Raw genomic sequence first — 24,956 nt, 5'->3', positions numbered from 1 at the left:
CTAAAATCGCACAAAACCCCGATCAAGGCAATCCGATGCAGCGCGAAAAACAGCTTTCCGAATGGCTCTCCAGCCTGTACCCGGGCCAGACCTTCACCCTTGCCCCCGCTTCCGCCGATGCCAGCTTCCGCCGTTATTTCCGCGCGACCTTCGCCGATGGATCAACGCGCATCGTCATGGACGCCCCGCCGGAGCACGAAGACTGCAAACCTTTCCTGCACGTTGGCACGTTGTTCGAGCAGGCCGGAGTCAATGTGCCGCATGTGTATGCGCAGAACCTGGAACACGGATTCCTGCTGCTGTCCGACCTCGGCGATACCACTTACTTGCAAGCGTTGACGGCGGACAATGCGCGGCAACTCTATGGTGCGGCCACCGATGCGCTGCTCAAGATCCAGCTCGCCTCACAACCGGATGAATTGCCGCCCTACGACGAGGCGCTGCTGCGCCGCGAATTGAACCTGTTTCCCGAATGGTACCTCGCCAAACACCTCGGGGTGACGCTCGACCAGAAACAGCAGGTCAAACTGGAGCAAGTATTCGGGCGCATCCTCGCCAACAACCTGGCGCAGCCCTGCGTGTACGTGCACCGCGACTACCATTCCCGCAACCTGATGACTGGCGAGGACCCTCTTCGCAACCCTCTCACCAAAGGAGAGGAAGCAAACGCGGGCAGCAATTTTCAATCCCTGCCCGGCATCCTCGATTTTCAGGATGCGGTGTATGGCCCCATCACCTACGATCTCGCCTCGCTGTTCAAGGATGCGTACATCAAATGGGAAGAAGCAGAAATTATCGACTGGCTGGTGCGTTACTGGGAAAAGGCGCGCCAGGCCGGATTGCCGGTGCGCGCCGATTTTGGCGAGTTCTACCGCGACTACGAGATGATGGGCGTGCAGCGCCATCTCAAGGTGCTCGGCATCTTCGCGCGGCTCTACCATCGCGACGGCAAGGACGGTTACCTGCAGGACATGCCGCGGGTGATGGCGTATCTGGTCAAGGCCTGCGAACGCTACATTGATCTCAAGCCCTTGCTTAATCTGCTGGTTGAACTGCATCCAGCGGCGATTCAAGAAGGCTACTCTATTTAGAACATGCTATACACTTCCTCCACCTGTGCGTGGCTGTTGTCGCTTCAGCGACTTTACAGCCGCGGCCTACCCCATGCGGGTGCAACCCTCCCCCGCAGGGAGAGGGGGCAATCGTGAAAGGCATTCTTAAATGCTGGCCATGATCCTGGCCGCCGGGCGCGGCGAACGCATGCGCCCGCTCACCGACCACACCCCCAAACCGTTGTTGCAAGCGGGTGGCAAGCCGCTCATCGTGTGGCATATCGAGCGCCTGGTACGCGCCGGCATCACCGACCTGGTCATCAATCACGCCCATCTTGGCCAACAGATCGAGCAGACCCTGGGTGACGGTCATCCGTTCGGCGCGCACCTCCGCTATTCCGACGAAGGCAGCGCGCTGGAAACGGCAGGCGGCATTGCCTTTGCCTTGCCGCTGCTGGGGGATGCGCCGTTCGCCGTGGTCAACGGCGACATCTGGTGCGATTACGATTTCACCCGCCTGCACGCCCGCGCCGCCGCGCTGGCAAACAGCGGGGACGTGGCGCACCTGGTGCTGGTGGACAATCCCGCACACAACCGCACGGGCGATTTCGGCTTGCAGGGCCAGCGCGTGACCGATACGGGACCCCGGCTCACGTTCAGCGGGATCGGGCTGTACCGGCCGCAATTGTTTGAGGGCATTACCCGCGGCGCCAAGGCACCGCTCGCCCCGCTGCTGCGCGCGCAGATCGCCGCAGGCAAGGTGGGCGGCGAGCATCATCGCGGGCAGTGGCTGGACATCGGCACGCCGCAGCGACTGGACGAACTCGACAAGCAACTGAGCGCGACGCAGAATGCCCGCCATGCCTGATTTCTCCACTTACCCGCAACGACGCGCCCGGCTGCTCGACCAGATGCAGCGCGGCATCGCCGTCCTCCCCACGGCACCCGAGAAGGTACGCAACGGCGACGCCCATTACGACTACCGCCATGACAGTGATTTCTATTATCTGACCGGCTTCGCCGAACCGGATGCGGTGCTGGTGCTGGTCGCCGGCGAGCAGCCGCAATCCATCCTGTTTTGTCGCGAGAAAAATCCCGAACGGGAAATCTGGGACGGCTTTCGCTATGGCCCCGATGCCGCATGCGAAAAATTCGGCTTCGATGCGGCCCATGCCATCGCACAACTCGATGAAAAACTCATTGAACTGATGGGCAACCAGCCGACGCTGTTCTATCCGGTCGGCGCCAATGCCGATTGGGATGCCCGCCTTTTCAGGGTGCGCGAGGCCGTGAAAGAAAAAGCGCGCAGCGGCATCCGCGCGCCGAACGAAATACGCGATGTGCGCGAACTCCTGAACGAGATGCGCCTGATAAAAGACGCGCACGAACAGGACATCATGCGCCGCGCCGCCCGGGTGTCATGCGGGGCGCACCGCCGCGCCATGCAGTTCGCCCGACCTGGCCGGTTCGAATACGAAGTGGAAGCCGAGTTGCTACACGAATTCTGCCGCCACGGCGCGCGCCATGCGGCCTATACCAGCATCGTTGCCGGGGGCGCGAATGCCTGCACACTGCACTATGTCGGCAACAACGCGCGCCTGCTTGACGGCGATCTGCTGCTCATTGATGCGGGTTGCGAACTGGAAGGTTATGCCTCCGACATCACGCGCACGTTCCCGGTGAACGGCAAGTTCAGCTCGGCACAAAAAGAGGTTTATGAACTCGTGCTCGCCGCACAAATGGCCGCAATTGCCGCTGCCAGGCCCGGCAATTCCTGGAACGCGCCGCACGAAGCAGCGTTGCGTGTGCTGGCCCAGGGCTTCATTGACCTCAGGCTGTGCCAGGGTTCGGTCGATGCGGTGCTGGAATCGGAAAGTTACAAGCAGTTCTATATGCACCGCACCGGCCACTGGCTGGGCATGGACGTGCACGATGTCGGCGAATACAAGACCGGCGACCAGTGGCGTCCGCTGCAACCCGGCATGATACTCACCGTCGAGCCCGGGTGTTACATTCGCCCTTCCGACCGCGTGCCACGTGAACTTTGGAATATCGGCATCCGCATCGAAGATGACGTGCTGATCACGCCACAGGGGAACGAGGTGCTGACGGTCGATGCGCCGAAAACCGTGAACGAGATCGAGGAGGTAATGCGACATGCCTGAAAAATTCGATATCGCCATCGTCGGCGGCGGCCCGGTGGGCGTGGCGCTGGCGCTGGCGCTGCGCGATAACGACCTCAAGGTGGTGTTGCTGGAGGCGAGCGAGGCCGCGATCAACACCACCGACCCACGCGCGCTGGCCCTGTCCCAGGGGTCACGCCTGGTGTTGCAGCGGTTGGGCGCGTGGCAGGCGCTGCCCGATGTCAGCGCCATCCAGACCATCGAAGTCACGCAGAAGGGATCGGCCGGACACACCACCTTGCGCGCCGAAGAGTTGCAGGTGCCCGCCATGGGCTACGTGCTGCCCTACACTGCGCTGCACGCCGCCTTGCAACACGGGTTGCAGCAGGCTGACATCACCTGCCTTTATGGAGCGGCGGCTTCCAATCTGAATATCGCCGACGGTTGCGCCACGCTCACCTACCAGCACCAGGGCAACATCCATACTCTGCAGGCAAAGCTGGCCGTCATCGCCGACGGCGGAAAATTGCTCGAATCCAGCCACCCGCCGACCGTGACCGAATACGGCCAAAGCGGATTGATTACTCATCTAACCTGCAGTGCGCCTCGTCCTGGCGTGGCGTTCGAACACTTCACCTCGCAAGGGCCGATGGCCTTGTTGCCGTACCGGGAAGGTTATGAGTTGGTGCTGACCGCGCCGCATGCGGCAGCGGAAGAAATGCTGGCTTGGGACGATGCCCGCATGCTGGATTATGTGCAATCGCACTTTGGCGAGCGCGTGGGCACCTTCGAGCACATCGGCAAGCGCAGTTGCTTCCCGCTGCGCCTGAAGCGCGCGCCGGACATCACCCTGCCGCATACCGTGCTGATCGGCAACGCCGCGCAAACCCTGCATCCGGTTGCCGGCCAGGGGTTCAACCTCGGCCTGCGCGATGCCTGGGAACTGGCGCAAGTCATCCTCGACCACGCTCCCGACAACATCGGCACCGCGGCCATGTGTGCCGCCTACCGCGCCGCGCGCCGCCTCGACCGCAATGCTGGCATCCGCTTCACCGACGGCCTGGTGCGCCTGTTCTCCAACGATCTGCCACTGCTGCGCCCGGCGCGCGCCGCCGCACTCACCCTGCTCGATCATTTGCCGCCGGTAAAAGCATTCGTGGCGCGCCGCATGATGTTCGGCGCCAACGGCTGAGTTGCATGAACGCTGCAACTGACTTCAATTTCGACCCGATTATCAACCGGGCAGGTACAGCCAGCCTCAAGTACGACGCGCGCGAACCGGTGTTCGGTTCTGCAAACGTCATCCCGCTGTGGGTAGCCGACATGGATTTTGCCGTGCCTGCGGCGGTGCAACGCGCGCTGCTTGAGCGTGCGGCGCATCCTGTTTTCGGTTACACCCTTTATCCCGAGTCGCTGTATGCGTCGCTGATCCATTGGCTGGCAACGCGCCACCCATGGAAGATCACGCGCGATTCCATCCTGTTCTGTCCCGGCGTCGTGCCCTCGCTGCACGCCTGCATCATGGCCTTGAGCCGGCCCGGCGACGGCGTGATCGTGCAGCCGCCGGTGTATGCGCCGTTCCTTTCCGCGCCGGAAACCTGCGGACGCAAATTGCTGCTCAATCCGCTCATGCTGAAGGAGGGTCGGTACTTCTTCGATCTGGACGACTTTGAACGCTGCGCAAAGCAGGGCGGACGCCTGCTGATCCTGTGCTCGCCGCACAACCCGGTCGGGCGCGTGTGGCAACAGGATGAATTGCAGGCGCTGCTGGCGGTATGCGAGAGGCACGCCATCACCGTGGTGTCGGACGAGATCCATGCCGACTTGATCTATCCCGGCCACCGACATGTGCCGCTCGCCACCTTGACCGACAAGGTGAAGATCGTCACCGCCGTCGCGCCCAGCAAGACCTTCAATATCCCCGGCCTCGGGCTGTCCGCACTCGTCGTGCCGGAGGCCGCAGATCGAAAGGCCATCACCCAGGCGTTTGACACCCTGCATGTCAGTGCCAATAATCCGTTCAGCATCGTGGCGTTCGAAGCGGCTTATCGCGAAGGCGCGCCGTGGCTGGATGATCTGATGGCGTATCTGGCAGGCACGCGCGACAGGGTGCGCGACTTTCTGCAACAGCATCTGCCGCAGATCAGGATGACTGAACCGGAAGGAACGTATCTGTTGTGGCTGGATTGCCGCGCGATGGGATTGAACGACAAACAGCTAAAAGATTTCTTCGTGCAGAAAGCAGGCGTGGGCATGAGTCCGGGCGCGCTGTTCGGGGAAGGCGGCAGCGGCCATATGCGCATGAACATCGGCGCGCCGCGCAGCGTGATCCAGCAGGCGCTGGAGAATATCTCGGCCGCGTTGCGCGCCTGATTCAGCGCTTGCCGAAGCGCAACACCAGCCAGATTCCCCCGAGTATCAATATCGACGCGATCAGCAAGTCTGGCGTGAGTGCTTCGCCCAGCAGCAGGATGCCGCCGATGGCGGCAATTACCGGGGCAGAAAGTTGTACCGTTGAAGCGGTCATTGCGCGCATCTGTTGCAGCACGCGATACCACAGCACATAGCCCAGCGCCGACGTCACCGCGCCGGAGAGCACGGCATACCACACGCCTTGCGCATCGAGTTGCAGCCAGGGCAAGGCGAGCAGCGAGAGCGCGACCGTCAGCGGCGCGGCACGCAGAAAGTTGCCGGCGGTCGCGGCGGCGGGATCGGACAGGTTGCGCCCGAGCATGGAATACACGCCCCAGGCGACGCCGCTCGCCAGCATCAAGATCGAATCCAGCACCGAGGGCGCTTCCACACCGGGCGACACCAGGATCACCAGACCGACCACGGCCGCGACGAAGCCCGCAGTCTGGGTAAACGTCATGCGCTCGCCCGCGATGAATCCGGCGATGAGCATGGTGGCCTGCACCGCGCCGAACAGCATCAGCGCCCCCGCGCCGGTGTCGATGCTGCGATAGGCGAATGAGAGCGCGACCGCATAGATGAACAAGGCCGTCGCGCTGCGCCAGCTGCCATGCGCGAGCGGCGCCTGCCGTTGCCAACGCATCAACAGCCACAACATCGCCGCACCGGACAGCAGGCGCACGCTGGTGAAGGTGGCGGCGTCGATGGCGGTCTCCTTGAGCGCCATGCGGCACAACACCGAATTTGCCGCGAAGGCGATCATGGTCAGGGTGGTCAGGATGGCGAGGCGGAGTCGGGTCACGATTGTTTGATTAACGTGCCAGCTTCAGCGGTTCTGCGGCGGACAGGGTGAAGTAATGCACGTTGAACAATTCATCCTCGTCGTGCCAGGTCGATTGCAGGTGCCAGCCCGCCTTGCGCGCCAGGTGTTTGAATTCCTGCGTGCTGTATTTGTAAGAGTTCTCGGTGTGGATGCTTTCACCTTGTTCGAACTCGAACGATTCACCGTTCATCCCTATCGTCTGCCTGCACTGGCTGACCAGATGCATCTCGATGCGTCCGTGCATCTCGTTGTAAAACGCATGGTGAGCAAACTGCGCTGCATCGAGCTGCGCGCCGAGTTCGCGTTGCATGCGTGTCAGCAGGTTGAGGTTGAAGGCGGCGGTGTGGCCGGCGGCATCGTTGTAGGCGGCATTCAATATCGCGCTCGATTTCTTCGCGTCCACCCCGATCAGCAGGCCGCCGCCGGGGCCGACCAGCTTGGCCACGCTTTTCAAGAGCGTCACGGCGCCATCGGGTGTGCAGTTGCCGATGGTGGAGCCGGGGAAGAACACCACTTGCCGTCGCCCTGCACGGTGTCTGATCACACGTTCGGGTAACTGATGGTAATCGGCGCACAGCGGCTGCATCTTCATGGCCGGGAACATCGCCTGCAGGCGCTGCGTGCTGTTGCGCAGGTGCGGCGCGCAGATGTCGATGGGCACATACACGGCATCGTCAGAGAGGTGGCGCAGGAGCAGCGGCGTCTTGGTCGCGCTGCCGCTGCCCAGTTCGATCAGGGTGCAGGCGCTGCCGGTCATTTCGGCCATTTCCGCGCCGTGGCGTTCGAGGATGGCGGTCTCGGTGCGCGTGGGGTAATACTCCGGCGTGGTGCAGATCAGATCGAACAGCTGCGAGCCGTGCGCATCGTAGAAATATTTGGGCGGGATGGATTTGGGATGCTGGCGCAGCCCCGCGCGCACGCTGGCTAGAAAATCGTCCTCGTCGATAGACTGTGACGGAATGGGGGATTCTTGTCTCATCGGAGGTCCTCTGCCAGACGCAGACCGGAAAACATCCAGCGGTCAGCCGCCCGGAAAAAATTGCGGTAGCTGGCGCGGATATGGTCCTGTGCCGTGACGCAGCATCCGCCGCGCAACACCATCTGGTCGCACATGAACTTGCCGTTGTATTCGCCCAGCGTGCCGGGCAAAGGCTTGAAGCCGGGATAAGGCAGATAGGCGCTCTGCGTCCATTGCCACAACTCGCCATACATCTGGGTCAGCCCCTCGGCAACGGCCGGTTGCGGCACATACAGACCACGCTCGAGAAACTGGCCGGCAACGGCGCATGTGGCGGCCGCATATTCCCATTCAAACTCGGTTGGCAGGCGCTTGTCCGCCCAGCGCGCATAGGCGTCCGCTTCGTAATAGCTCAAATGCGCCACCGGCGCATCTTCGCACAGCGGATGAGCCCCCGTCAGATTGAAATGCCACCAGGCATCATCACGGCGAAACCAGTACAGCGGGGCTTGCCAGCCCCGTTCATTAAGCATGCGCCAGCCGTCGGACAACCACAGCTCGACCCGGCGATAGCCGTCATCCTCGATGAACGCAAGATATTCGGCATTGCTGATCAGACGGGTGGCAAGACGAAACGGAGGCAGACACACCGGGTGCCGCGGGCGTTCGTTGTCATATGAGAAGGTAGTTCCGGCGTGCCCGATCTCGACCAATCCTCCCGGCAATCGTTGCCAGTCCAACGCCGGCAGCGGAGGGGTTTCTGCAAGGCTCGGCGTGTGATAGGCAGGCAACAGCGGATTGACTGAGAAGTTGTACAGGATGTCCATCAGCAACAATTCCTGATGCTGAATCTCGTGTTCGAGGCCCAGTTGCACCCGCGCCAAAACCGTTTCGGCGGCGTGTCCGGGCAGATTCCCAAGCAATTCCAATAGCGCGCCATCAACGTGGCGACGATAGCGATAAACCTCGGCCACCGTCGGACGCGACAACAGGCCTCGTTGCGGGCGCGGAAAAAAAGTCCCTGCGGTCTCGTAATAGGAATTGAACAGGTGCGCGTACGCATCGTTCAGCATGCGGTAGTGCCTGGCATACGGCACGAGGATGAATGTCTCGAAGAACCAGGTGGTATGCGCCAGGTGCCACTTCGGCGGACTCACGCTTTCCATGGCCTGAATGCCATAGTCTTCGATTTCCAGTGGCGCACAGAGTGCCTCTGTGCGCGCACGCACGGTGTTGAACCGTTCGATCAGTGCGGTCACCATCACCCGCTCATTCCGTGATCTGTACACCGCGCCAAAAAGCCACGTGATCCTTGATACGTGCGGCCATGGCAGACGGATCCGGGTAATACCATGCCGCATCCTCGTTCATTGCTCCGTCAACGACCACGCTGAAATAGCTCGCCTCACCCTTCCATGCGCAACGGGTGTGGGTATCGCTGGAACGGAGAAATTCGCGTTTCACTGCGCTCGGCGGAAAATAGACATTGCCTTCCACGCGCTGGATATCGCGCTCCAGGGCTTCGGCAATGACCTGATTGTTCCAGATCGCTTTAGGCATGTACAACTCCTTTGGAGGGTGGGTCAATGGGTGCGATGAAAGGTCGGCTGGCACACCGGTTTCTTACATCCGCGCGCGGGAACGATATGGAAGATTTTACCCGCCCCCGGCTTGGGGTTGCACGGATGCCAATGTGCAGTAAAGCCCGGCAGGTCGGACTGACACCCGCAAGGGATAGGCCGTGGCTGTACGGGGCTTACGCCACCACACCCCATGCACAGTCCGGCCCACACAACCTCTGCCGCTCCCTGTGGGTCGGGTTTTAACCCGACATGTCGGACTGAAGTCCGACCCACAATAGTTCGCAATAAGCGCCACCAAGCATCAACCACTACGCTAGTTTTTGCAGCACGCGTAATCGTCCGGCGCCTGCCATGCCTCGTTGGCAAAGGCGGCATCCAGCGGCGTGTCAGTCAGATGGTTGGTGTAGTTGCTGATGGTTTTCATTGCCACGCCGAGAACAACTTCCAGCGCCTGCTGTCGGGTGTAGCCGGCTGCAAAAAATGCCTTCAGTTCCGGGCTGTCCGCAACCCATCCGCGCTCGCGCACCACGGCGCGGACAAAATCGGCCAGGGCATTCTGCTTGCCATCCGGCAATGCCCCGCCGCTGCGAAGCGCGGCGATGGTGGCATCCTCCACTTTGGCCATGTTGCGCGCGATGAAGGAGTGTGCCGCAACGCAATACGTGCAACGGTTGTACTGGCTCACAGCCAGCAGAATGATCTGCTGCTCCTGCGGGGTGAATGCGCTTTGTTCCAGCAACGCGCCGAGCTGCTTGTAGGCTTGCAGCGTGGCAGGTGACTCAGCCAGATGCGCGTACAGATTGGGGATGAACCCCAGCCCCTTTTGGGCAGCGTCCAGAATAGGCAGCGATCCGGCGGGCGCGGTGTCCAGTGTGTGCAGCGTAAATGTGCTCATGCTATTTTCTCCTTGAAGGTTCGGCAACGGTCTGTTGTCGACCCGGATTCTCGGCGGTTACGAACCAGTTCGCCATGCCTGTATGCACGGGTTTTGTGCCTGATCATCCAGAGATTGTTTGGCCGGCGCTGACGCGGCACTACGCTGCCGTGCGCTCAACCGAGTCCTGCAAGGCCTTGATCGAATCAAGGATGTCGGCAAAACCCTGACCAAATTCAGTCAGGGTATACTCGACACGCGGCGGGGTTTCCGCGAAAACATGTTTCTCGATCACGCCGAAGTGTTGCAGTTTGCGCAACCGTTCGTTGAGCACCTTGGCGGACAGTCCCTCGATGGCATGTTCCATCTTGCCCGGACGATTCACCCCCCGGCGGATCAGGTCGACTACGGTCAGCGACCATTTGCAGCCGACCACGCTTTCCACCATCTGGCCGACCGTGGGGTGCGCCACATCCAGAATATTTATTTCATTCGCCATCAGCAAGATAAACCGGAAAGTGGGTGAAGTACCGTTTGGTGCCCGCTTGTTTCGGGCAGTGCGGCAAGGTTACCGTGTGCTCCCGTTAATTACAACTTCAAGGAGTGCATCATGAAAACAACTTATAAAACAGTTCTGTTCAGCGGCCTGCTGGCGATTTCGTTCGGCGCCGTGGCGACAGACGTGCCCTACCCGAATGGCTACCGCGATTGGCATCACGTCAAGAGCATGGTGATCAGTCCGGGACATGCTCTGCATGAATCCTTCGGCGGCATCCATCATCTGTATGCCAACAAGAAAGCATTGAAAGGCTATGCAAAGGGCAAATTCCCGAATGGCTCGGTGATCGTGTTCGATCTGCTGGAAGCGAACGATGCCGGCAACGCCATTACCGAAGGCAAGCGCAAGGTGGTGGGGGTGATGCTGAAAGACAGCAAACGCCACGCCAGCACCGGCGGTTGGGGCTTTGAAGGCTTCAAGGGTGATTCGAAAACGGAGCGTGCCGTAGGAAAGAATGCTGCAACAGCCTGCTTTGGTTGTCATGAACCGCAGGCCGCGCACGACTATGTGTTCAGCACTACGCGCCGGTGACATCAAGTCGTACCTAACCGGTCGCGCCCGTAGCGCGGAATGAATGCTCGATCAGGGCATGGCGAGCGACAATTGTGGAGGTGTGTGATGCGTATCAAACTTGTGATTGCAACACTGTTCCTGGCCGTGCTGCTGCCCGCACAACCCGCACAACAGGCACTGGCCAAAGAAGTCAAGGTGACCATGACCGTGCTGGAAACCGAATTGCCGGTGGACAACGCGGGCAGGCAGATGAGGACGGCGTGGACCTTCGGCGGCACCGTGCCGGGCAAGGTGGTGCGGGTACGCGAGGGCGACACGATTGATTTTACTCTGGTCAACCCGAGCAGCAGTTCAATGTCCCATTCGATGGATTTTCACATCGCCGAAGTGGATGTGCTGAATGAGTTCGGTTCGATTGCGCCGGGAGAAACCAAGCATTTCAAGTTCAATGCGCGATTGCCCGGCGTGTACATGTATCACTGCGGCACCATGCCGATGCCGCAGCATATCGCCAACGGTATGTACGGTGCGATCATCGTCGATCCGAAAAACAGCAAAAACTACCCGAAAGCGGATCGCGAGTATGTTCTGGTGCAACAGCAATTGTTTCCGGACACCAGCGACACCACGGCCTTGCTTGAAAACAAGGGCTGGACCGGTTCGCTGATCAACGGAAAAATGTTCCACTACGACCCGGTGCATGACGGCAATGCGACCCAGGTGCTGGAGGCCAAACCCGGCGAGCGGGTACGCATCTACTTCGTGAATGCCAACATCAACAACCCGGTGGCGTTCCATCCGATCGCCGGGCTGTGGGACCGCGTTTATATCGGCGGCAACCCGAACAACACCCTGTATGGCATTGCCACTTATAACGTGGCCGTGTCGGAAGGCAGCACGTTCGACCTGGTAACACCGGCGGGACGGGCGACCAACGTTGCCATCGTGGATCATGCGATGGGGGCGGCGATGCGCGGCGCGATTACCGTGCTGATGAGCAAGCCGGATGCGGATCCGAACAAGGGGCGCGGTGATCAGATCATTCTCAGGTAAGTGCCGCGCAAGGGGGTTGCGAATGGCCCGCTTGGAGGCGGGCCATTTCTTTGTGCTGCGCATCCTGTGCGTTACGCGGATCACCGTAGGGACAATGCGTTCCAATTAACCTAAAAACCGCAGTTGTGGGAGCCCGATTCATCGGGCTCCCACCAAAATCCTCACCTGAAAGGTAAGTTGCAGCAAAAACACAACAACCAGATAACACCCGGACTTTCACCGTACTGCAAGTATTCAACTGCCGTTTTCAGGATCAACTTGCCTGGCGGCTTTTGCCGGGTGTTATGCCGATGACGCGTTTGAATGCCTTGCGGAAAGCTGCCTCTGACTGGTAACCGCATTGCTGGGCGATGTCCGGTATGTTCCTGTTTTGAGCGACCAGGAGTCTGGCCGCCCGTTGCATGCGCCAAAGGGTGACGAATTCCATCGGCGCCATCGCGGTTACCTGTGCAAAGTGCTGGGAAAAAGCAGAGCGCGACTGGCAGGCGAGTCGGGCCATGCGATCCACCGTCCAAATTTCGGCGGGCGCATCAATAAATGCGCACACCGCGAGGCGTAACCGATCGTCCGCCAGGGCTGCCAACAATGGCGACAGTCGGGGATCGCGATGCAGGGCGTGGCGAATGACATGCAGAAACAGTGCATCCGACAGACGGTCAAGGATGGCCGTTACCCCAAAGTCGTTCAGCGTCGCCTCCTCGATCATCATCTCGATCAGCGCGCGCATCGGGTGTCCCGTCGGGCTGTCATCCGGGCGGATCAACATGAACTCCGGGAACGAGGCAAGCAGCAGGCGGCGAATATGGGCGGGGAGTTTCAGGTGACCGCACAGCAGCCCGGCACCGGGCGCCTGTTTATCCAGGGGCGCGGGGCGCGAATGATCGAAGGGCTGTTGCGGAATAACCGGCTGCGCGCTGAAAGTATGCGCCGCATCATGCTGAAAGAACGCAATGTCCCCCGGACGCATGGGCGTTGCTGCGGTGCCGCCCGGCAGGTGGATCCACGCCTCGCCATGACAGAGCACATGAAAGGTGGTGGCATCGCTGCCGCCCGGCGTTGACATGTGCCAGGCATCGCACAACTGGCCGACGTAATACACCTCGGAACCGAGATGCAGGCGGCGCAGGAACTCATCGATACGGGGCAGTTGGCCGGGCATGCATTGATTGTCGCGGATCGGGACGAGGCAAGCAAGCCGCGCACGCCATAACCGTCCCTTCGGCCTCGCCCCAATCGGAACATCCGCCCGCAACGGGTACGGTCCTGCATAGCTCCCGCGGAACCACCTATACAGGCGCGCCCTGTAAGATTCCATCGCTTCGCTACGACTGCATGCGAACCAACCTGGGAGCCCACAACATCATGAAAAAACTGGTACTGGCCGGAGGCGGCCATGCACAACTGAGCGTGTTGCACGCACTCGCACAATACCCGGGGGAACTAAAAACGATATTGGTCACCCCCAGCCGCTATCAGATGTATTCCGGCATGTTGCCCGGCTGGATGGCCGGACACTACACCCTGGAAGAGTGCCGCATCGATCTGCTGCCGCTGGCAGACAAGGCCGGGGTGGAGGTGAAATTGATGCGCCTGACCGGCATCATTGCAGCGCAGCAGCGCGTCCACCTTTCGGATGGCAGCCAACTTGAATACGACCTGCTCTCACTCGATGTCGGCAGCGAAATCAACACCGCGCGCCTGCAAGCGGCCGGCGAGCGCTTGCTGCCGGTCAAACCGCTGGAAACGTTCGTCCAGCAATGGCCGCACATCTGCGAGGCTGCCGCACAACGGGATGGCTACCGCTTGGTGATCGTGGGGGGCGGCGCTGCCGGTGTCGAACTGGCGTTTGCCGCGCACCATGCATTTCGTGCGCGCGGTTTGAAAGCCGAGGTCGCCTTGGTCGCCTCGGCCGAAGGCTTGTTGCCCGGACACGCCAACGGTGTAAGGAACCGGGTTCTCACCCTGCTGCAACAGCGCGGGATTACCTTTCATAAGGCCACAGCCCTCGGCGAAGAGGGCGGTCTCTATTTATCAACCGGCGCACACCTTGCCACCGACTCCATCATTGCCGCCACCGGCGCGCGCCCGGCGAGTTGGCTGGCGCAAACCGATCTGATGCGGGACGAGCAGGGGTATGTATTGGTGGACGCACAACACCGCAGCGTATCCCACCCCAACGTACTTGCGGCGGGTGATGCGTGCATCCGCACCGATGTGCGCCTGCCGCGTTCCGGGGTGCACGCGGTGTTTGCGGGGCCGGTGCTGGCGCACAATCTGCTCGCCGATCTCGGCGGCAGAACACTGCAACGCTACTGCCCCCGCAGAAAGTCGCTCTACCTGCTGGCCACCGGCCCGCAGCACGCCATCGCTTCCTGGGGCGCATTCAGCGCACAGGGGCATTGGGTGTGGCGCTGGAAGAACTGGATCGATCGCCGTTTCATGCGCAAGCATGGCGTGCTCGCAAAGGGTACAAATTGAGGCGCTTTATCAAAATTGCGCTATCGCGGCGTATTGTGACCGATTCAATCAAGATTGCACTGGTCGTTGGCACCGCACTGAATCTGGTGAATCAGGGGGAAAACCTGCTCCACGGCGGTACAATCTCCCTGCTTCATATGCTATTGAATTATCTGGTGCCGTACTGTGTAGCCAGCTACAGCGCGGCAAAAAACGAGATTGAGCTAAGGGACCGCGATGAATGTGAATGCACACCACCCGAACATAACCGACCAGGCCAATAACCTCCTGGCCGACACCGGATTCCTGGCCGATATTCGAAGTCAGATGATCAAGTTCGCCACGTTGCAATTAAGCGATAGCCACCAGGCGGAAGATGCCGTTCAGGAGGCGCTGATCGGCGCAATGAAGAATGCCGGCTCGTTTGGCGGACGCTCCGCGTTCAAAACATGGCTCTTTGCCATTCTGAAAAACAAGATCGCCGACGTCCTCCGCCACAAGCAGCGCATGGTGAACATCGGCAGTTTTGCACGCGACGAAGACGAAGAAGACATGTCGGAGTTGTTCGATCGCAAAGGCTTCTGGCAGGAAGACGAACGGCCCGTTGCCTGGGGTAATCCCGAAGCCTCTCTTCGCGAAAGTCAGTTCTGGGGCGTCTTCGAGACGTGTCTGGACAACCTGCCCCCCAAACAGGCGCGGGTATTCATGATGCGCGAGTTTTTCGAGCTTGAGGCAGGTGAAATTTGTGTCACATTGGGCCTGACCACCAGCAACCTGCACGTCCTGCTGCACCGTGCGCGCCTGCGTCTGCGCGAATGCATCGAAGACAAATGGTATCTGCAAGGAGAGAAAAAATGATGAATTGCCGCGAAGCGACCGAACTCATGTCCGAAGCGCAAGAGCGCGAACTGGCATTGAAGGAACGCATGGCGTTGGGCGTGCACACCCTGATGTGCAAAGGCTGCCACAACTACAAACAACAGATGACCGTGCTGCGCAAAATCACGCGCGCGTATGCCAAAGGCGCGAACGAGGTAGAAGAAAAGCAGGGCGGGCGAAAATAACAAATCAGTGATTGCACTGCAAAGCAACCTTACCTTGCGCTTGACACCGTTCCATCTGCATCGCCCCATTGCAGGGACTTGTAGTCGAAGCCGCTGTCCTGCATGGGTTTGACGATCTGGAAGTAGGGCGACACGTCGAAGTCGCGCGGGGTGAACAGGCTGTGGTGGCGCAGGCGATAGAACTCTTCCACACAGTCGGGACATTCGGTGCGCTGGGCGGAGTGGCGGACGACCTGCGGCAGGATGGGATAGCGAATGGACTGAAAAGCTTGCGCGATCAGGGTGGAACAAATGGCGCGGGTCGGGTCGCCACTCCCCAACGCCAACAGATGGCTGCGCATTCGTCCGGAAATTGAAGGGACCGGGAGCAGATAGCGCAGCAGGTCGAAAATGTTGCGCAGATCATACTGTTGCCCAATACGCGCCACCGCATAACGCGCAACGGTCAGGCACTCTGCCTCATTCAGGCCAAATGGACGGCAGATCCGCGTGTGCAACCCGGTAAAGGCTTCAAGGCAAACAGCGCGCACACCTTCAACCATGTCGGCCTCGATCATGCACGCACCGGGGGCAAGACCGGGAACTCGTGCCGCTTCGTCACCCACATAAAGCGCCGCGTGCGACCAGTTGGATTGGGTGAGAAACTTGATGACACTGCTGGCGCGGCTGCTGCCTTCAACCAACAGCACATCGCCCGGTTTCAGATTGGCGCGCAATTGCGCTGCAGAGGTTGGGATGAGAAAACTCAAACGCGGCCGCTCGCGCGACAAAAAACGCGCCAGCCGCTTGCCTGTCCATTGCAAAGTTATTCCCATATTCGCCTCGATAATCCGTTTGGTTCAGTCGACATGCCGGTTATTATCCTTACACACGCTTGCCACACGCGGAACTATTTTGCAGCACATCTGCCCCACCCCGGAGTAGATCGGTTGATCATCGACCGTAATAATTCCTGCAACCAGATACGGGGGGCCACAATGCACCGGCGCACATTTCTTAAATACGCTGCAGGATCGGCACTGGTTGTAGCGTTCCCGATTCTTGCACAAGGAAGGTCCAGCGTGGAAAAACTGCATAAAAGCCTGGCGGAATGGCGGGCATTGTTGCCTCGCGAACGCTATGAAATTCTGTTCGAGGAAGCTACCGAGCATGCCGGAAGCAGCCCACTCAACCATGAGAAACGCAACGGTGTCTTCATCTGTGCGGCGTGCAATCTGCCGTTGTTCTCATCCAAGCAGAAATACGAAAGCGGCACGGGCTGGCCGAGCTTCTGGCAACCACTGCCGGATGCGGTCGCCACCCAAACCGATTTCAAGCTGATCTATCCGCGCACCGAATACCATTGCGCCCGTTGCGGCGGGCATCAGGGGCATGTGTTCGACGACGGCCCGAAGCCGACAGGTTTGCGCTATTGCAACAATGGGCTGGCACTGCAATTCGTGGCGGAAGGTGAACAGTTGCCGGCGCTGCGCACATGAGCGCGCTGCGGATTTTATTGCTGTGGGTGTGTTTGCTGCCTGCGGCACGGGCGGCGGACACACCGGTGGCGACGGCGCTCTTTGCGGGCGGGTGCTTCTGGTGCATCGAGGCGGATTTTGAAAAGCTGCCCGGTGTGCTCGCCGTGGAATCGGGTTATACCGGCGGTCGCGTGGCGAATCCTACTTACGAGCAGGTGAGCGCGGGCGGCACGGGGCATGCAGAGGCGGTGCGCGTGCACTACGACCCCAGGCAAGTCAGCTATGCGCAACTGCTGAATTATTTCTGGCATCACATCGACCCCACCGTGAAAGACCGCCAGTTCTGCGACGTCGGCACGCAATATCGCAGTGCGATCTTTTACCAGAACGAGGTGGAACGGCAATCGGCGGAGGGGAGCAAACAGCTTCTGTTACGGCGCTTCAACGTCATCCACACCGAGATCGTCCCCGCCACCGCCTTCTACCTTGCCGAGGAATACCATCAGGACTACTACCAGAAAAATCCCCTTCGCTACCGCTATTACCGTTCCGGCTGCGGGCGCGATGCGCGGGTCAAAAGCGTGTGGGGCGGGGCGCACTAGGGTAGTGCTGCATTCTTTGGCGCTTATTGCGAACGCTTGTGGGTCGGACTTCAGTCAGACATTGCCGCGTGGGATGCCTCGAACGCGTCGGGCTGAAGCCCGACCCACAAGACGCAGTGTTGTCTGTAGTTTGCTGTAAGAATCTGCCCACTGGCACGACTCATCCACCAAACCAACCTGACACCCGATGCGGTGTACGCAACGGCCAGTGGCGGCGGTGCGAGGATAGTGGATAGATTCAGCAGGAATGGGGCAGCGCCAAGCCGCTGCGAGAAGGACGGACACACCAGCTTAAACTAGACGCATTTGTGTCTTGACGGATGGGTCCACTGTAGATCGCCGCATGAAGTATTATTCGGAGTGGAAATGCGCTACACCAAACCGCCATTAGCTGTTGCACTTCAGAGTTGAATCCGCCAACAACTTCGACAGAAGACTATCCCGCACAGCAGGAAAGTTGTTTCACATCCTTGGTGAATGTTTGCGCGCACAGCTTCATGCCCTCCACCATCGTCAGGTACGGAAATAGTTGGTCGGCCAAATCGTGCACGGCCATCTGTGCGTGGATGGCGATGGCCGCCGTCTGGATGATCTCGCCCGCCTCCCCTGTTACGGCCTGCACATCCAGCAGGGCAGTATCCAGCCTCGGTGACCAGTTTGATGAAGCCGCGTGTTTATTTTTTATTCGCGCACCAGCCGGAAGCCGATAAGAATATGTTTAAGGCCGGGTGGGCGGCTGTGTCTGGCGGCCGGTCGGCATACCCCGCAGCCCTTGTCGTCCCACGAGCCGCCTTTGACCACGATGCTACCGTTTGCATTGGTAGTGGCCGTCCATTCGAATACCTGTCCTGCCGCATCAAGTATGCCGAATGGGCTTGCTCCCGCAGCGTAACTTCCTGACGGTGTGGTGTCGAAAGACCCGCGATCCGCACTGTTGAGGCGTGCCGGATCGTATTTATTGCCCCATGGAAAATAACGACCATCCGTGCCGCGTGCGGCTTTTTCCCATTCCTCCCCGGTGGGCAGCCGCCAGGTGTGGCCGGTGAGCTTGCTCAACCACCGCGCATATGCTTTGGCATCGGCAGCACTCACCAATACCACGGGATGATCTTCGCGCCCCTGCGGCGGCTTGCCCTTACTCCAGGCGAAGCGGCGGGTTTCGGCATAGTCGTGCCGCAAGCCGTAGCTCTCCCAGGTGCGGCGATCCACGTCGGGAACGCGATGCCCCGTGTCCCGCACGAACGCCGCATATTGCATGATGGTGACGGGCGTGGTCATGATGGCGTAAGCCCCGGTTTCAGCAACGCCGCGCGGCGGCTCACTTTCATACCATTGCTGCGTGCGCGTGATGGGGCTGCCGTAGGCCGCTTCGTCCAGCGCGTAGGCGTAATCGCGCTCGGCGCGGTCCGAACCCGACACGTATGATCCGGCAGGGATTTCGATCGTGTCCGGCAGAGGTGGCTGGCCCGCCCAAGCCGCAGGCAATGCGGCCACCAGACACAGCCATATCAAAGTCGTGCCAAAAGGACGCAGCAACGGTCACTCCCCCAGATCGCGCTTTTTCTGGTCGAACTCTGACTTGTCTATTTCACCTTTCGCATAGCGCGTTTTCAGGATGTCGAGAGGAGATTCCGCAGGCGAAACTTTTCCCTGCCCATTGCGCGCCGTCAGCCAGCGGACGATCAGCACCACGCCGACGATGGTCAATATCCAGAACAAAACCGATAACAGCCCCATACCGCCCATCATCCAGCCGCCAGCCCCGTTGTTCATCATATTTCGCCTCCCGTTGATACGTTAGTGAAAAAATATTGATGCATTGTTAAGTTTGATGCGGCAAGAAATTGGACAGTTTTTAGAGGTAACAAAAAATCAAGTGCTGCTATTGCTTTATCGAAATTGATTCACGGTAGATGTCATAAAAGATCGATTCCTTGTTCTCGTATTGGATGCGCTTGCGCCGCGCCTCATCGAGCAGATGGTAGCGTACGACAATCTCGACTAGCCTGGCCTTTCCTCCGCCGGTGGAGAAGTCCATCGTATACGTTCGCGGCTGCTGATACGGCAGGCGCGTATCCCACAGATCCACGATGAATGGCCGCCACATCACCGTGCGTTTCAGGGTCTCTTCTTGCGACTTCAGCACCTTGCCGCTGGCATCGAGGACTTGCAGCGTGACGGTAAGATACCGATCCGGCGTGCCGGTGGGCAGGAAATGGGTCGCGCCCATATTGGTGAGCGTGGCGGTTACGCGGTGACGGTCGGTGTCTATGGTTTTCTCCGAGAACTCGACCTTGAGCGCGCGTTTCACTATTTCCGGATCGTGTCCGCCGCGCCAAAGGTGCCGACGCGCGGCGCGTATCAGTCCACCTGCCACCAGCGGGCGCTGCACTGTGGGCATATGGCATTGCACGCAGTTGATTTTCTCGACAGCCGATTCGATCTCCACGACCGTGCCGCAGGGTGGCATGCGGAAAAATGTGTCCCAACGCTTGCCCTGCACCACGTGGCAATGCAGACATACCTGGTTAGGGTCTTCCATCTTCGTTATGGCGTGGGGCGCCCGGGTGTCTCCATAAGGTCCCAGGATGCGACCCTCGCGCAGGTGGCAGACATTGCAGGTTACCCCTTCATGCTGAAGGTCCGCATCAAAACGGGGGTTGGATTCGAGAATGGGTTCCCACTTATCCTTGTCACGAAAGCCCGTGACCAGATGTTCCTGCTGGTCTTCCAGCGGAATATGACAGTTCTTGCAGATCTGCCGTGAGTCGTCGAATTTCCAGTCGGTTTGAAAGTAAGGATCAGTCCAGGCACGGCTATGCATGGCCGTGCTCCACTCGCTGTATATCTCCGCGTGACATTGAGCGCAGGCCTTGGCGCTTTGGCTTGTTACGGAGGCGGGCAATTGCTTCACCGGGATGGGGCGCTCAAATGCCTCGCTCACCACGAAGATGTTCATGGGGCGCAGGAAGCGCCAGGCCAGAAACGCGGTAAAGGCGATCACAACTACGATAATCACAATGGTTTTTCGCCGCATGGCTCAGTTCCACGGAAGAAGTTGATCTGTGAGCTTCTGCACTGACATTCGCGCGTGTCGCTGCAACCGCTCAACTGTGAATCAGTTTACCCCCTAACTCAATTGAGCAACCAGCCCACTGGCAGTCACTCTTCCAACTATCCCGCGCAGCACGAAAGCTGCTTCACATCCTTGGTAAACGTCTGCGCGCACAGCTTCAACCCCTCGACCATCGTCAGATAAGGAAACAGTTGGTCGGCTAAATCATGCACGGTCATCTGCGCGCGGATAGCGATGGCCGCCGTCTGGATGATTTCGCCCGCTTCCCCCGTGACGGCCTGCACACCCAGCAGGCGCAGGCTTCCGGCTTCCGCGACCAGTTTGATGAAACCGCGTGTGTCGAAGTTGGCGAGTGCGCGCGGCACGTTATCGAGCGACAAGGTGCGGCTGATGGTTGCCATGCCCTGGTCATGCGCTTCCGCCTCGGAAAGTCCCACCGTCGCCACCTGCGGATCGGTGAATACCACGGCGGGCAGGGTGGTGAGATCGAGGGCGGCCTCGCCGCCCGTCATGTTGATCGCCGCTCGCGTACCGGCGGCTGCCGCGACATAGACGAATTGCGGCTGGTCGGTGCAATCGCCTGCTGCAAATATGTTCGGCGCACTGCTGCACATCCGGTCGTCAATCACGATATTGCCCTGTGGGCTGAGTGTCACACCGGCATTGTCCAGACCAAGGCTGGGGGTGTTGGGTGAGCGTCCCGTGGCTACCAGCAATTTATCCGCGCGTAATTCGCCTTGCGCGGTCATGAGTACGAATTCGCCATTCCCGAAACTGACCTCACTCGCTTGCGTATCGGTCAGCACTGTGATGCCCTCGCTGCGAAACGCCTCGGTCACGGCCGCGCCGATCGCCGGGTCTTCGCGGAAGAACAGGGTATGGCGCGCCAGAATCGTGACTTTGCTGCCGAGCCGCGCGTAGGCCTGCGCCAGTTCCAATGCGACCACCGACGAACCGATCACGGCGAGCCGGGGCGGAATACGGTCACTTGCCAGTGCTTCGGTCGAAGTCCAGTAGGGCGTGTCCTGCAATCCCGGAATCGGCGGAATGCTTGCGCTGGCACCGGTGGCGACGAGGCAGCGGTCGAATGACACCTCGCGCTCGCTGCCATCGTTCATATATACCAACAGCGTGTGCCCGTCCTGGAAGCGAGCCTCGCCACGCAACAGGTTGATTTCTGGTGTGCGCTCCAGTATCCCTTCGTATTTTGCATGGCGCAGTTCGTCCACCCGCGCCTGCTGCTGTGCAAGCAGTTGGCTGCGGTCAATCACCGGCGTGGCGGCGTTGATGCCGCCATCGAACGGGCTGCTCGTGCGCAAATGCGCGATGTGCGCGGCGCGAATGAAAATTTTCGAGGGTACGCAACCGATGTTGACGCAGGTGCCGCCAATCACACCGCGCTCGATCAGGGTGACGCGCGCGCCGCGCTCAACGGCTTTCAGCGCGCACGCCATCGCCGCGCCGCCGCTGCCGATAACCGCGATGTGCAGAGATGCCGTTTCACCTGTGACAGGAGAATGACACGTCGTGCAGGCATCGCTTGAAGTGTTATTCATGGCTTATTCCTTTGGGATTTGGCAGGCTGCACTACGCCGCCGAGCGGCATAAATAATCAGGGCGACGAACATCACCATGGCGGGTAGCAGCACATAATCGAGATACCCCGTCAAGGCGGCGAGTCCCAGCGCACCCAGCAGCACGACCAGCAACGGGGTGAAACAGCACAGCGCGGTCAGAATTGCGCCGATGATGCCCACGCGCAATAAAGTATTCCCGTCGGTTATTTTCATATTCATTTCCTCACCACCGATGGATACCCTGCATTGGCCGTGGCACGCATCAATTGCTCCACGTTGGTTTGGCTGTCATCGAACGTCACCTTGGCCTCGCGTTTTTCCACATTCATCTCGGTCTTGTTTACGCCAGCGGTCTTGTTCAGGATCTTCTTTACGGTGATGGGACAGGCGGAACAGGTCATGCCGGAAATTCCCAGCGTAACGCTCTGTGTTGCCGCGAACACGGGAACAGTCAAGGCAATCAGGGCAAGTATTGCAAACAGTTGTCTCATGGTGGACTCCTTTTCAATAGAACAATGGCATGACATAGGGAAAGCCGAGCGCGACGATTACCAGCACTGACACGATCCAGAAAATGAGTCTGTAGGTGGTTTGCACCTGCGGTAGCGCGCACACTTCACCAGGCTTACAGGAGGTGCTTGAACAAAAAATGCGGCGATAAGCGAAGAACATCGCCACCAACGCCGCGCCGATGAACAAAGGGCGATATGGCTCTAGCACTTTAAGATTGCCTATCAACGCACCGCTGAATCCAAAAGTGACCAAGAGTAGCGGACCCAGGCAGCAGGTCGAGGCGAGTATGGCGGACAGCCCGCCTGCAAACAGTGCGCCGCGCGGATTATTCGATTCGTCCATCAGTTTCCCTTTCCAATCAAAATGAGATGACGTAACCTTAACTCCGTAGTCAAGTACGGAGTCAAGCGATATGGAAAATGATTTTGGAAACCTCACGGTCGGCGCGTTTGCCAAGGCCGCCGGGGTGGGCGTGGAAACGATCCGTTTCTATCAGCGCAAGGGATTGCTGCCCGAACCTGAAAAGCCTTTAGGCGGCATCCGCCGTTATGGCAGTGGCGATGTGTCGCGCGTGCGCTTCATCAAGACCGCGCAACAACTGGGATTCAGCCTCGACGAGGTGGCCGAATTGCTCAAACTGGAAGACGGCACGCATTGCCGCGAGGCGAGCGCGCTCGCCAAAATCAAACTGGCCGGGGTGAGGGAGAAATTGGCGAGTTTGCGGCAGATGGAAAAAACACTGGCGCAGATGCTGGCAGCCTGCGAATCACGTCGCGGCAAGGTATGTTGCCCGATGATCGAATCGCTCAAGCGCGGTTAGGTATGTGCCGATTTATTCGGTTTTGCCGTTTCCGCACAAGCGGAAACCTTTTTTAATCAAGATACTGAATTCCGTCCCCTGCTTTCGCGGGGGCAGGCTCTGCGCCGGAATGACGGATAAACCAGCACATACCTAACATTTTTCTCATGCCCCCTTAGCGAAGCCGTCAGCAGCAGGCGCAGCTCTCGCCGCTGTTGTCTTTTGCCTCGAACGGAATGCTGCTGCCGCAGCCCTCGAACAGGCCGTAGTGCCGCTCGAAATCGCCGATGAACTCGAAGTGCGGGGCGAAGCGCGTGTCCTGCAACATGCGCCAGGTGTTGCCGCACACCGGGAACACCTTGCCGGTTTCAATGTGGTGATGCTTGTCCAGCGTGAAGGCATCAGGGTGGTCGGGGATGGTGCCTCGATAGATGACGGCCTGGCCGTAGTCTTCGCAGGCGGATTCGAGCGCGTCGAGTTTGAACAGCCGATAGGTGGCGGAATAGAACCTGATATTACCCACGCGCGGCGCGAGTTTGGCATCGGTGATGGCCAGCGGGCGGTCTTCCACCAGACGCGGGTCGGCGAAACCGTGGCGATGAGCAAGGCGCACGAAATCGTTCCAGTACAGCGCGCCGCCCAGGCATTCGCCGTACAACACAGGGTCGTTCTTCACCGCTTCCGGCACGCGGCGGTCGGCATACACATCGGAGAAATAGAATTCGCCGCCGTTCTTGAGCAGGCGATAGACACCGCGCAGCACGGCATCCTTGTCCGGCGACAGATTGACCACACAGTTGGACACGATGACGTCGAAGCTGCCGGGTTCGAGCTTGAGCGCGTCCAGTTTCTCGATATAGCCTTCGAGGAACTGCACATTGGCATAACCAAACTGTTCGGCATGATGAGCACGGTATTTTTCCGCCACCGCGAGTTGCTCCGCCGTCATGTCCACGCCGATCACTTCGCCGGTCTTGCCCACCAGTTGCGCCAGCGCATACACGTCGCGCCCCGAACCGCTGCCCAGATCCAGCACACGGCAGCCTTCCAGCAAGGGCGGACACACCAGCCCGCAACCGTAGTAGCGCGCCAGCACCTCGGGATGTACGCGCGCCAGCAAGGGCTTGAGCCAGGCGGGCAGGCTGCTGGCATCGCAGCAGGCACTGGTCTTCAGGTCATCTGAAGAATGCAGTTGTTTGCCGTAATAGTCCTGGACGATGTCGTGCATGATTTTCCTTATCAGGTAGACGAGTTTTAGGTTGGTCGTGCTGCCGCAGAATTCCTTACGCTTGAGCCAAAGATACGGCACCCGGATTGCCGGGGATGCGAATGATGCCACGTCAAATTGATGATTGAGTCCTTAAACTGCTGTAAATAATTTGGTGGGCAGCCACCGCTTCGATTCGGTAAATTAACGTTAACGAGACGATCAACAACCGAAGGAGAAGAAGCGATGGCTGG

The 24,956-nt window shown here is 59.6% G+C and carries 29 protein-coding genes and 2 pseudogenes; 14 read left to right on the top strand and 17 right to left on the bottom strand.

The window, feature by feature from the left end; all coding sequences use genetic code 11:
* Positions 1-35: 35 nt before the first annotated feature.
* The 5 genes from ACKTSJ_RS06800 (at position 36) to ACKTSJ_RS06780 (ending at position 5,548) form a co-directional block, all read left to right on the top strand.
* Positions 36-1,091, top strand: coding sequence for an aminoglycoside phosphotransferase family protein (locus ACKTSJ_RS06800; protein ID WP_407898661.1), 1,056 nt, complete (start codon positions 36-38; stop codon positions 1,089-1,091).
* A 130-nt stretch (positions 1,092-1,221) separates the two neighbouring features.
* Complete coding sequence (gene murU / locus ACKTSJ_RS06795) at positions 1,222-1,920, top strand: N-acetylmuramate alpha-1-phosphate uridylyltransferase MurU (protein WP_407898659.1); 699 nt, start codon at positions 1,222-1,224, stop codon at positions 1,918-1,920.
* Positions 1,913-3,217 carry a Xaa-Pro aminopeptidase gene (gene pepP / locus ACKTSJ_RS06790; RefSeq protein WP_407898658.1) on the top strand — a complete coding sequence of 435 codons (1,305 nt, stop codon included), beginning with the start codon at positions 1,913-1,915 and terminating at the stop codon, positions 3,215-3,217. The genes murU and pepP overlap by 8 nt, the downstream gene beginning before the upstream one ends.
* Positions 3,210-4,367 carry an FAD-dependent monooxygenase gene (locus ACKTSJ_RS06785; protein ID WP_407898656.1) on the top strand — a complete coding sequence of 386 codons (1,158 nt, stop codon included), beginning with the start codon at positions 3,210-3,212 and terminating at the stop codon, positions 4,365-4,367. The genes pepP and ACKTSJ_RS06785 overlap by 8 nt, the downstream gene beginning before the upstream one ends.
* A 5-nt stretch (positions 4,368-4,372) precedes the next feature.
* Positions 4,373-5,548 carry a MalY/PatB family protein gene (locus ACKTSJ_RS06780; protein ID WP_407898654.1) on the top strand — a complete coding sequence of 392 codons (1,176 nt, stop codon included), beginning with the start codon at positions 4,373-4,375 and terminating at the stop codon, positions 5,546-5,548.
* A 1-nt stretch (position 5,549) separates the two neighbouring features.
* Here ACKTSJ_RS06780 and ACKTSJ_RS06775 read toward each other — a convergent pair whose 3' ends face one another.
* The 6 genes from ACKTSJ_RS06775 to ACKTSJ_RS06750 form a co-directional block, all read right to left on the bottom strand.
* Entirely contained in the window at positions 5,550-6,389 is an 840-nt protein-coding gene (locus ACKTSJ_RS06775; RefSeq protein WP_407898652.1) for a DMT family transporter, read from the bottom strand.
* Positions 6,390-6,399: 10 nt separating this feature from the next.
* Positions 6,400-7,389, bottom strand: coding sequence for an L-histidine N(alpha)-methyltransferase (egtD, locus tag ACKTSJ_RS06770; protein WP_407898650.1), 990 nt, complete (start codon positions 7,387-7,389; stop codon positions 6,400-6,402).
* Positions 7,386-8,630, bottom strand: coding sequence for an ergothioneine biosynthesis protein EgtB (gene egtB / locus ACKTSJ_RS06765; protein WP_407898648.1), 1,245 nt, complete (start codon positions 8,628-8,630; stop codon positions 7,386-7,388). The genes egtD and egtB overlap by 4 nt, the downstream gene beginning before the upstream one ends.
* A gap of 7 nt (positions 8,631-8,637) precedes the next feature.
* Positions 8,638-8,928, bottom strand: a complete 291-nt coding sequence (locus tag ACKTSJ_RS06760) for a DUF427 domain-containing protein (RefSeq protein ID WP_407898646.1) — start codon at positions 8,926-8,928, stop codon at positions 8,638-8,640.
* Positions 8,929-9,264: 336 nt separating this feature from the next.
* A complete protein-coding gene (locus tag ACKTSJ_RS06755; protein WP_407898644.1) occupies positions 9,265-9,846 on the bottom strand; it encodes a carboxymuconolactone decarboxylase family protein in 582 nt (193 codons plus the stop codon).
* Between the two features lie 139 nt (positions 9,847-9,985).
* Positions 9,986-10,324 carry a winged helix-turn-helix transcriptional regulator gene (locus ACKTSJ_RS06750; RefSeq protein WP_407898642.1) on the bottom strand — a complete coding sequence of 113 codons (339 nt, stop codon included), beginning with the start codon at positions 10,322-10,324 and terminating at the stop codon, positions 9,986-9,988.
* Between the two features lie 111 nt (positions 10,325-10,435).
* On the opposite strand from ACKTSJ_RS06750, the gene ACKTSJ_RS06745 reads away from it, so the two are divergent.
* Together ACKTSJ_RS06745 and ACKTSJ_RS06740 are read left to right on the top strand one after the other, a co-directional pair.
* Positions 10,436-10,915, top strand: coding sequence for a cytochrome P460 family protein (locus ACKTSJ_RS06745; RefSeq protein ID WP_407898640.1), 480 nt, complete (start codon positions 10,436-10,438; stop codon positions 10,913-10,915).
* Between the two features lie 87 nt (positions 10,916-11,002).
* Entirely contained in the window at positions 11,003-11,950 is a 948-nt protein-coding gene (locus ACKTSJ_RS06740) for a multicopper oxidase domain-containing protein (RefSeq protein ID WP_407898638.1), read from the top strand.
* 253 nt (positions 11,951-12,203) lie between these two features.
* Here the strand turns inward: ACKTSJ_RS06740 and ACKTSJ_RS06735 are convergent, their stop codons facing one another.
* On the bottom strand, positions 12,204-13,109 hold the full coding sequence (locus tag ACKTSJ_RS06735) for an AraC family transcriptional regulator (RefSeq protein ID WP_407898636.1): 906 nt from the start codon (positions 13,107-13,109) through the stop codon (positions 12,204-12,206).
* A 203-nt stretch (positions 13,110-13,312) separates the two neighbouring features.
* On the opposite strand from ACKTSJ_RS06735, the gene ACKTSJ_RS06730 reads away from it, so the two are divergent.
* The 4 genes from ACKTSJ_RS06730 to ACKTSJ_RS06715 are packed head-to-tail and all read left to right on the top strand — an operon-like array spanning position 13,313 to position 15,471.
* Complete coding sequence (locus ACKTSJ_RS06730) at positions 13,313-14,428, top strand: FAD-dependent oxidoreductase (protein WP_407898634.1); 1,116 nt, start codon at positions 13,313-13,315, stop codon at positions 14,426-14,428.
* A complete protein-coding gene (gene nrtS, locus ACKTSJ_RS06725; RefSeq protein ID WP_407898632.1) occupies positions 14,356-14,691 on the top strand; it encodes a nitrate/nitrite transporter NrtS in 336 nt (111 codons plus the stop codon). Before ACKTSJ_RS06730 ends, nrtS begins: the two co-directional genes overlap by 73 nt.
* Complete coding sequence (locus ACKTSJ_RS06720) at positions 14,645-15,265, top strand: RNA polymerase factor sigma-70 (protein ID WP_407898630.1); 621 nt, start codon at positions 14,645-14,647, stop codon at positions 15,263-15,265. The genes nrtS and ACKTSJ_RS06720 overlap by 47 nt, the downstream gene beginning before the upstream one ends.
* Positions 15,262-15,471 carry a zf-HC2 domain-containing protein gene (locus ACKTSJ_RS06715; protein WP_407898629.1) on the top strand — a complete coding sequence of 70 codons (210 nt, stop codon included), beginning with the start codon at positions 15,262-15,264 and terminating at the stop codon, positions 15,469-15,471. Before ACKTSJ_RS06720 ends, ACKTSJ_RS06715 begins: the two co-directional genes overlap by 4 nt.
* A 29-nt stretch (positions 15,472-15,500) precedes the next feature.
* Here ACKTSJ_RS06715 and ACKTSJ_RS06710 read toward each other — a convergent pair whose 3' ends face one another.
* A complete protein-coding gene (locus ACKTSJ_RS06710; protein ID WP_407898628.1) occupies positions 15,501-16,286 on the bottom strand; it encodes a YiiX/YebB-like N1pC/P60 family cysteine hydrolase in 786 nt (261 codons plus the stop codon).
* A gap of 162 nt (positions 16,287-16,448) precedes the next feature.
* Here ACKTSJ_RS06710 and msrB point away from each other — a divergent pair, with 162 nt between their 5' ends.
* On the top strand, positions 16,449-16,949 hold the full coding sequence (msrB, locus tag ACKTSJ_RS06705; RefSeq protein ID WP_407898719.1) for a peptide-methionine (R)-S-oxide reductase MsrB: 501 nt from the start codon (positions 16,449-16,451) through the stop codon (positions 16,947-16,949).
* Positions 16,946-17,530: a peptide-methionine (S)-S-oxide reductase MsrA gene (gene msrA, locus ACKTSJ_RS06700; RefSeq protein ID WP_407898626.1), complete on the top strand. Its 585-nt coding sequence runs from the start codon at positions 16,946-16,948 to the stop codon at positions 17,528-17,530. Before msrB ends, msrA begins: the two co-directional genes overlap by 4 nt.
* A gap of 436 nt (positions 17,531-17,966) precedes the next feature.
* Here msrA and ACKTSJ_RS06695 read toward each other — a convergent pair.
* The 8 genes and pseudogenes from ACKTSJ_RS06695 to merT form a co-directional block, all read right to left on the bottom strand.
* Positions 17,967-18,204, bottom strand: a pseudogene (locus tag ACKTSJ_RS06695) (mercuric reductase); the annotation flags it as partial.
* A gap of 7 nt (positions 18,205-18,211) precedes the next feature.
* Positions 18,212-19,066, bottom strand: a complete 855-nt coding sequence (locus tag ACKTSJ_RS06690; RefSeq protein WP_407898624.1) for a formylglycine-generating enzyme family protein — start codon at positions 19,064-19,066, stop codon at positions 18,212-18,214.
* A 3-nt stretch (positions 19,067-19,069) separates the two neighbouring features.
* The gene (locus ACKTSJ_RS06685; protein WP_407898622.1) at positions 19,070-19,303 is read right to left on the bottom strand and encodes an SHOCT domain-containing protein; all 234 of its coding nucleotides are present in this window, start codon (positions 19,301-19,303) and stop codon (positions 19,070-19,072) included.
* Positions 19,304-19,412: 109 nt separating this feature from the next.
* On the bottom strand, positions 19,413-20,567 hold the full coding sequence (locus ACKTSJ_RS06680; RefSeq protein ID WP_407898620.1) for a multiheme c-type cytochrome: 1,155 nt from the start codon (positions 20,565-20,567) through the stop codon (positions 19,413-19,415).
* Between the two features lie 137 nt (positions 20,568-20,704).
* A pseudogene (merA, locus tag ACKTSJ_RS06675) lies at positions 20,705-22,111 on the bottom strand (mercury(II) reductase); the annotation flags it as partial.
* Between the two features lie 54 nt (positions 22,112-22,165).
* The gene (gene merF / locus ACKTSJ_RS06670; protein WP_407898717.1) at positions 22,166-22,390 is read right to left on the bottom strand and encodes a mercury resistance system transport protein MerF; all 225 of its coding nucleotides are present in this window, start codon (positions 22,388-22,390) and stop codon (positions 22,166-22,168) included.
* An 8-nt stretch (positions 22,391-22,398) separates the two neighbouring features.
* A complete protein-coding gene (gene merP, locus ACKTSJ_RS06665; protein ID WP_407898618.1) occupies positions 22,399-22,674 on the bottom strand; it encodes a mercury resistance system periplasmic binding protein MerP in 276 nt (91 codons plus the stop codon).
* A 13-nt stretch (positions 22,675-22,687) separates the two neighbouring features.
* Complete coding sequence (gene merT / locus ACKTSJ_RS06660) at positions 22,688-23,038, bottom strand: mercuric ion transporter MerT (RefSeq protein WP_407898616.1); 351 nt, start codon at positions 23,036-23,038, stop codon at positions 22,688-22,690.
* Positions 23,039-23,108: 70 nt separating this feature from the next.
* Here merT and merR point away from each other — a divergent pair, with 70 nt between their 5' ends.
* Positions 23,109-23,516 carry an Hg(II)-responsive transcriptional regulator gene (gene merR / locus ACKTSJ_RS06655; protein ID WP_407898614.1) on the top strand — a complete coding sequence of 136 codons (408 nt, stop codon included), beginning with the start codon at positions 23,109-23,111 and terminating at the stop codon, positions 23,514-23,516.
* Positions 23,517-23,682: 166 nt separating this feature from the next.
* On the opposite strand, the gene ACKTSJ_RS06650 is transcribed toward merR, so the two are convergent.
* Positions 23,683-24,723 carry a methyltransferase domain-containing protein gene (locus ACKTSJ_RS06650; RefSeq protein ID WP_407898612.1) on the bottom strand — a complete coding sequence of 347 codons (1,041 nt, stop codon included), beginning with the start codon at positions 24,721-24,723 and terminating at the stop codon, positions 23,683-23,685.
* Between the last annotated feature and the right edge of the window lie 233 nt (positions 24,724-24,956).

It is taken from the genome of Ferrigenium sp. UT5, from assembly GCF_045866295.1.
Classification (GTDB): domain Bacteria; phylum Pseudomonadota; class Gammaproteobacteria; order Burkholderiales; family Gallionellaceae; genus Sideroxyarcus.
The sequence above is the reverse complement of the archived record's forward strand: the minus strand, read 5'-3'. Positions and strand labels throughout refer to the sequence as shown.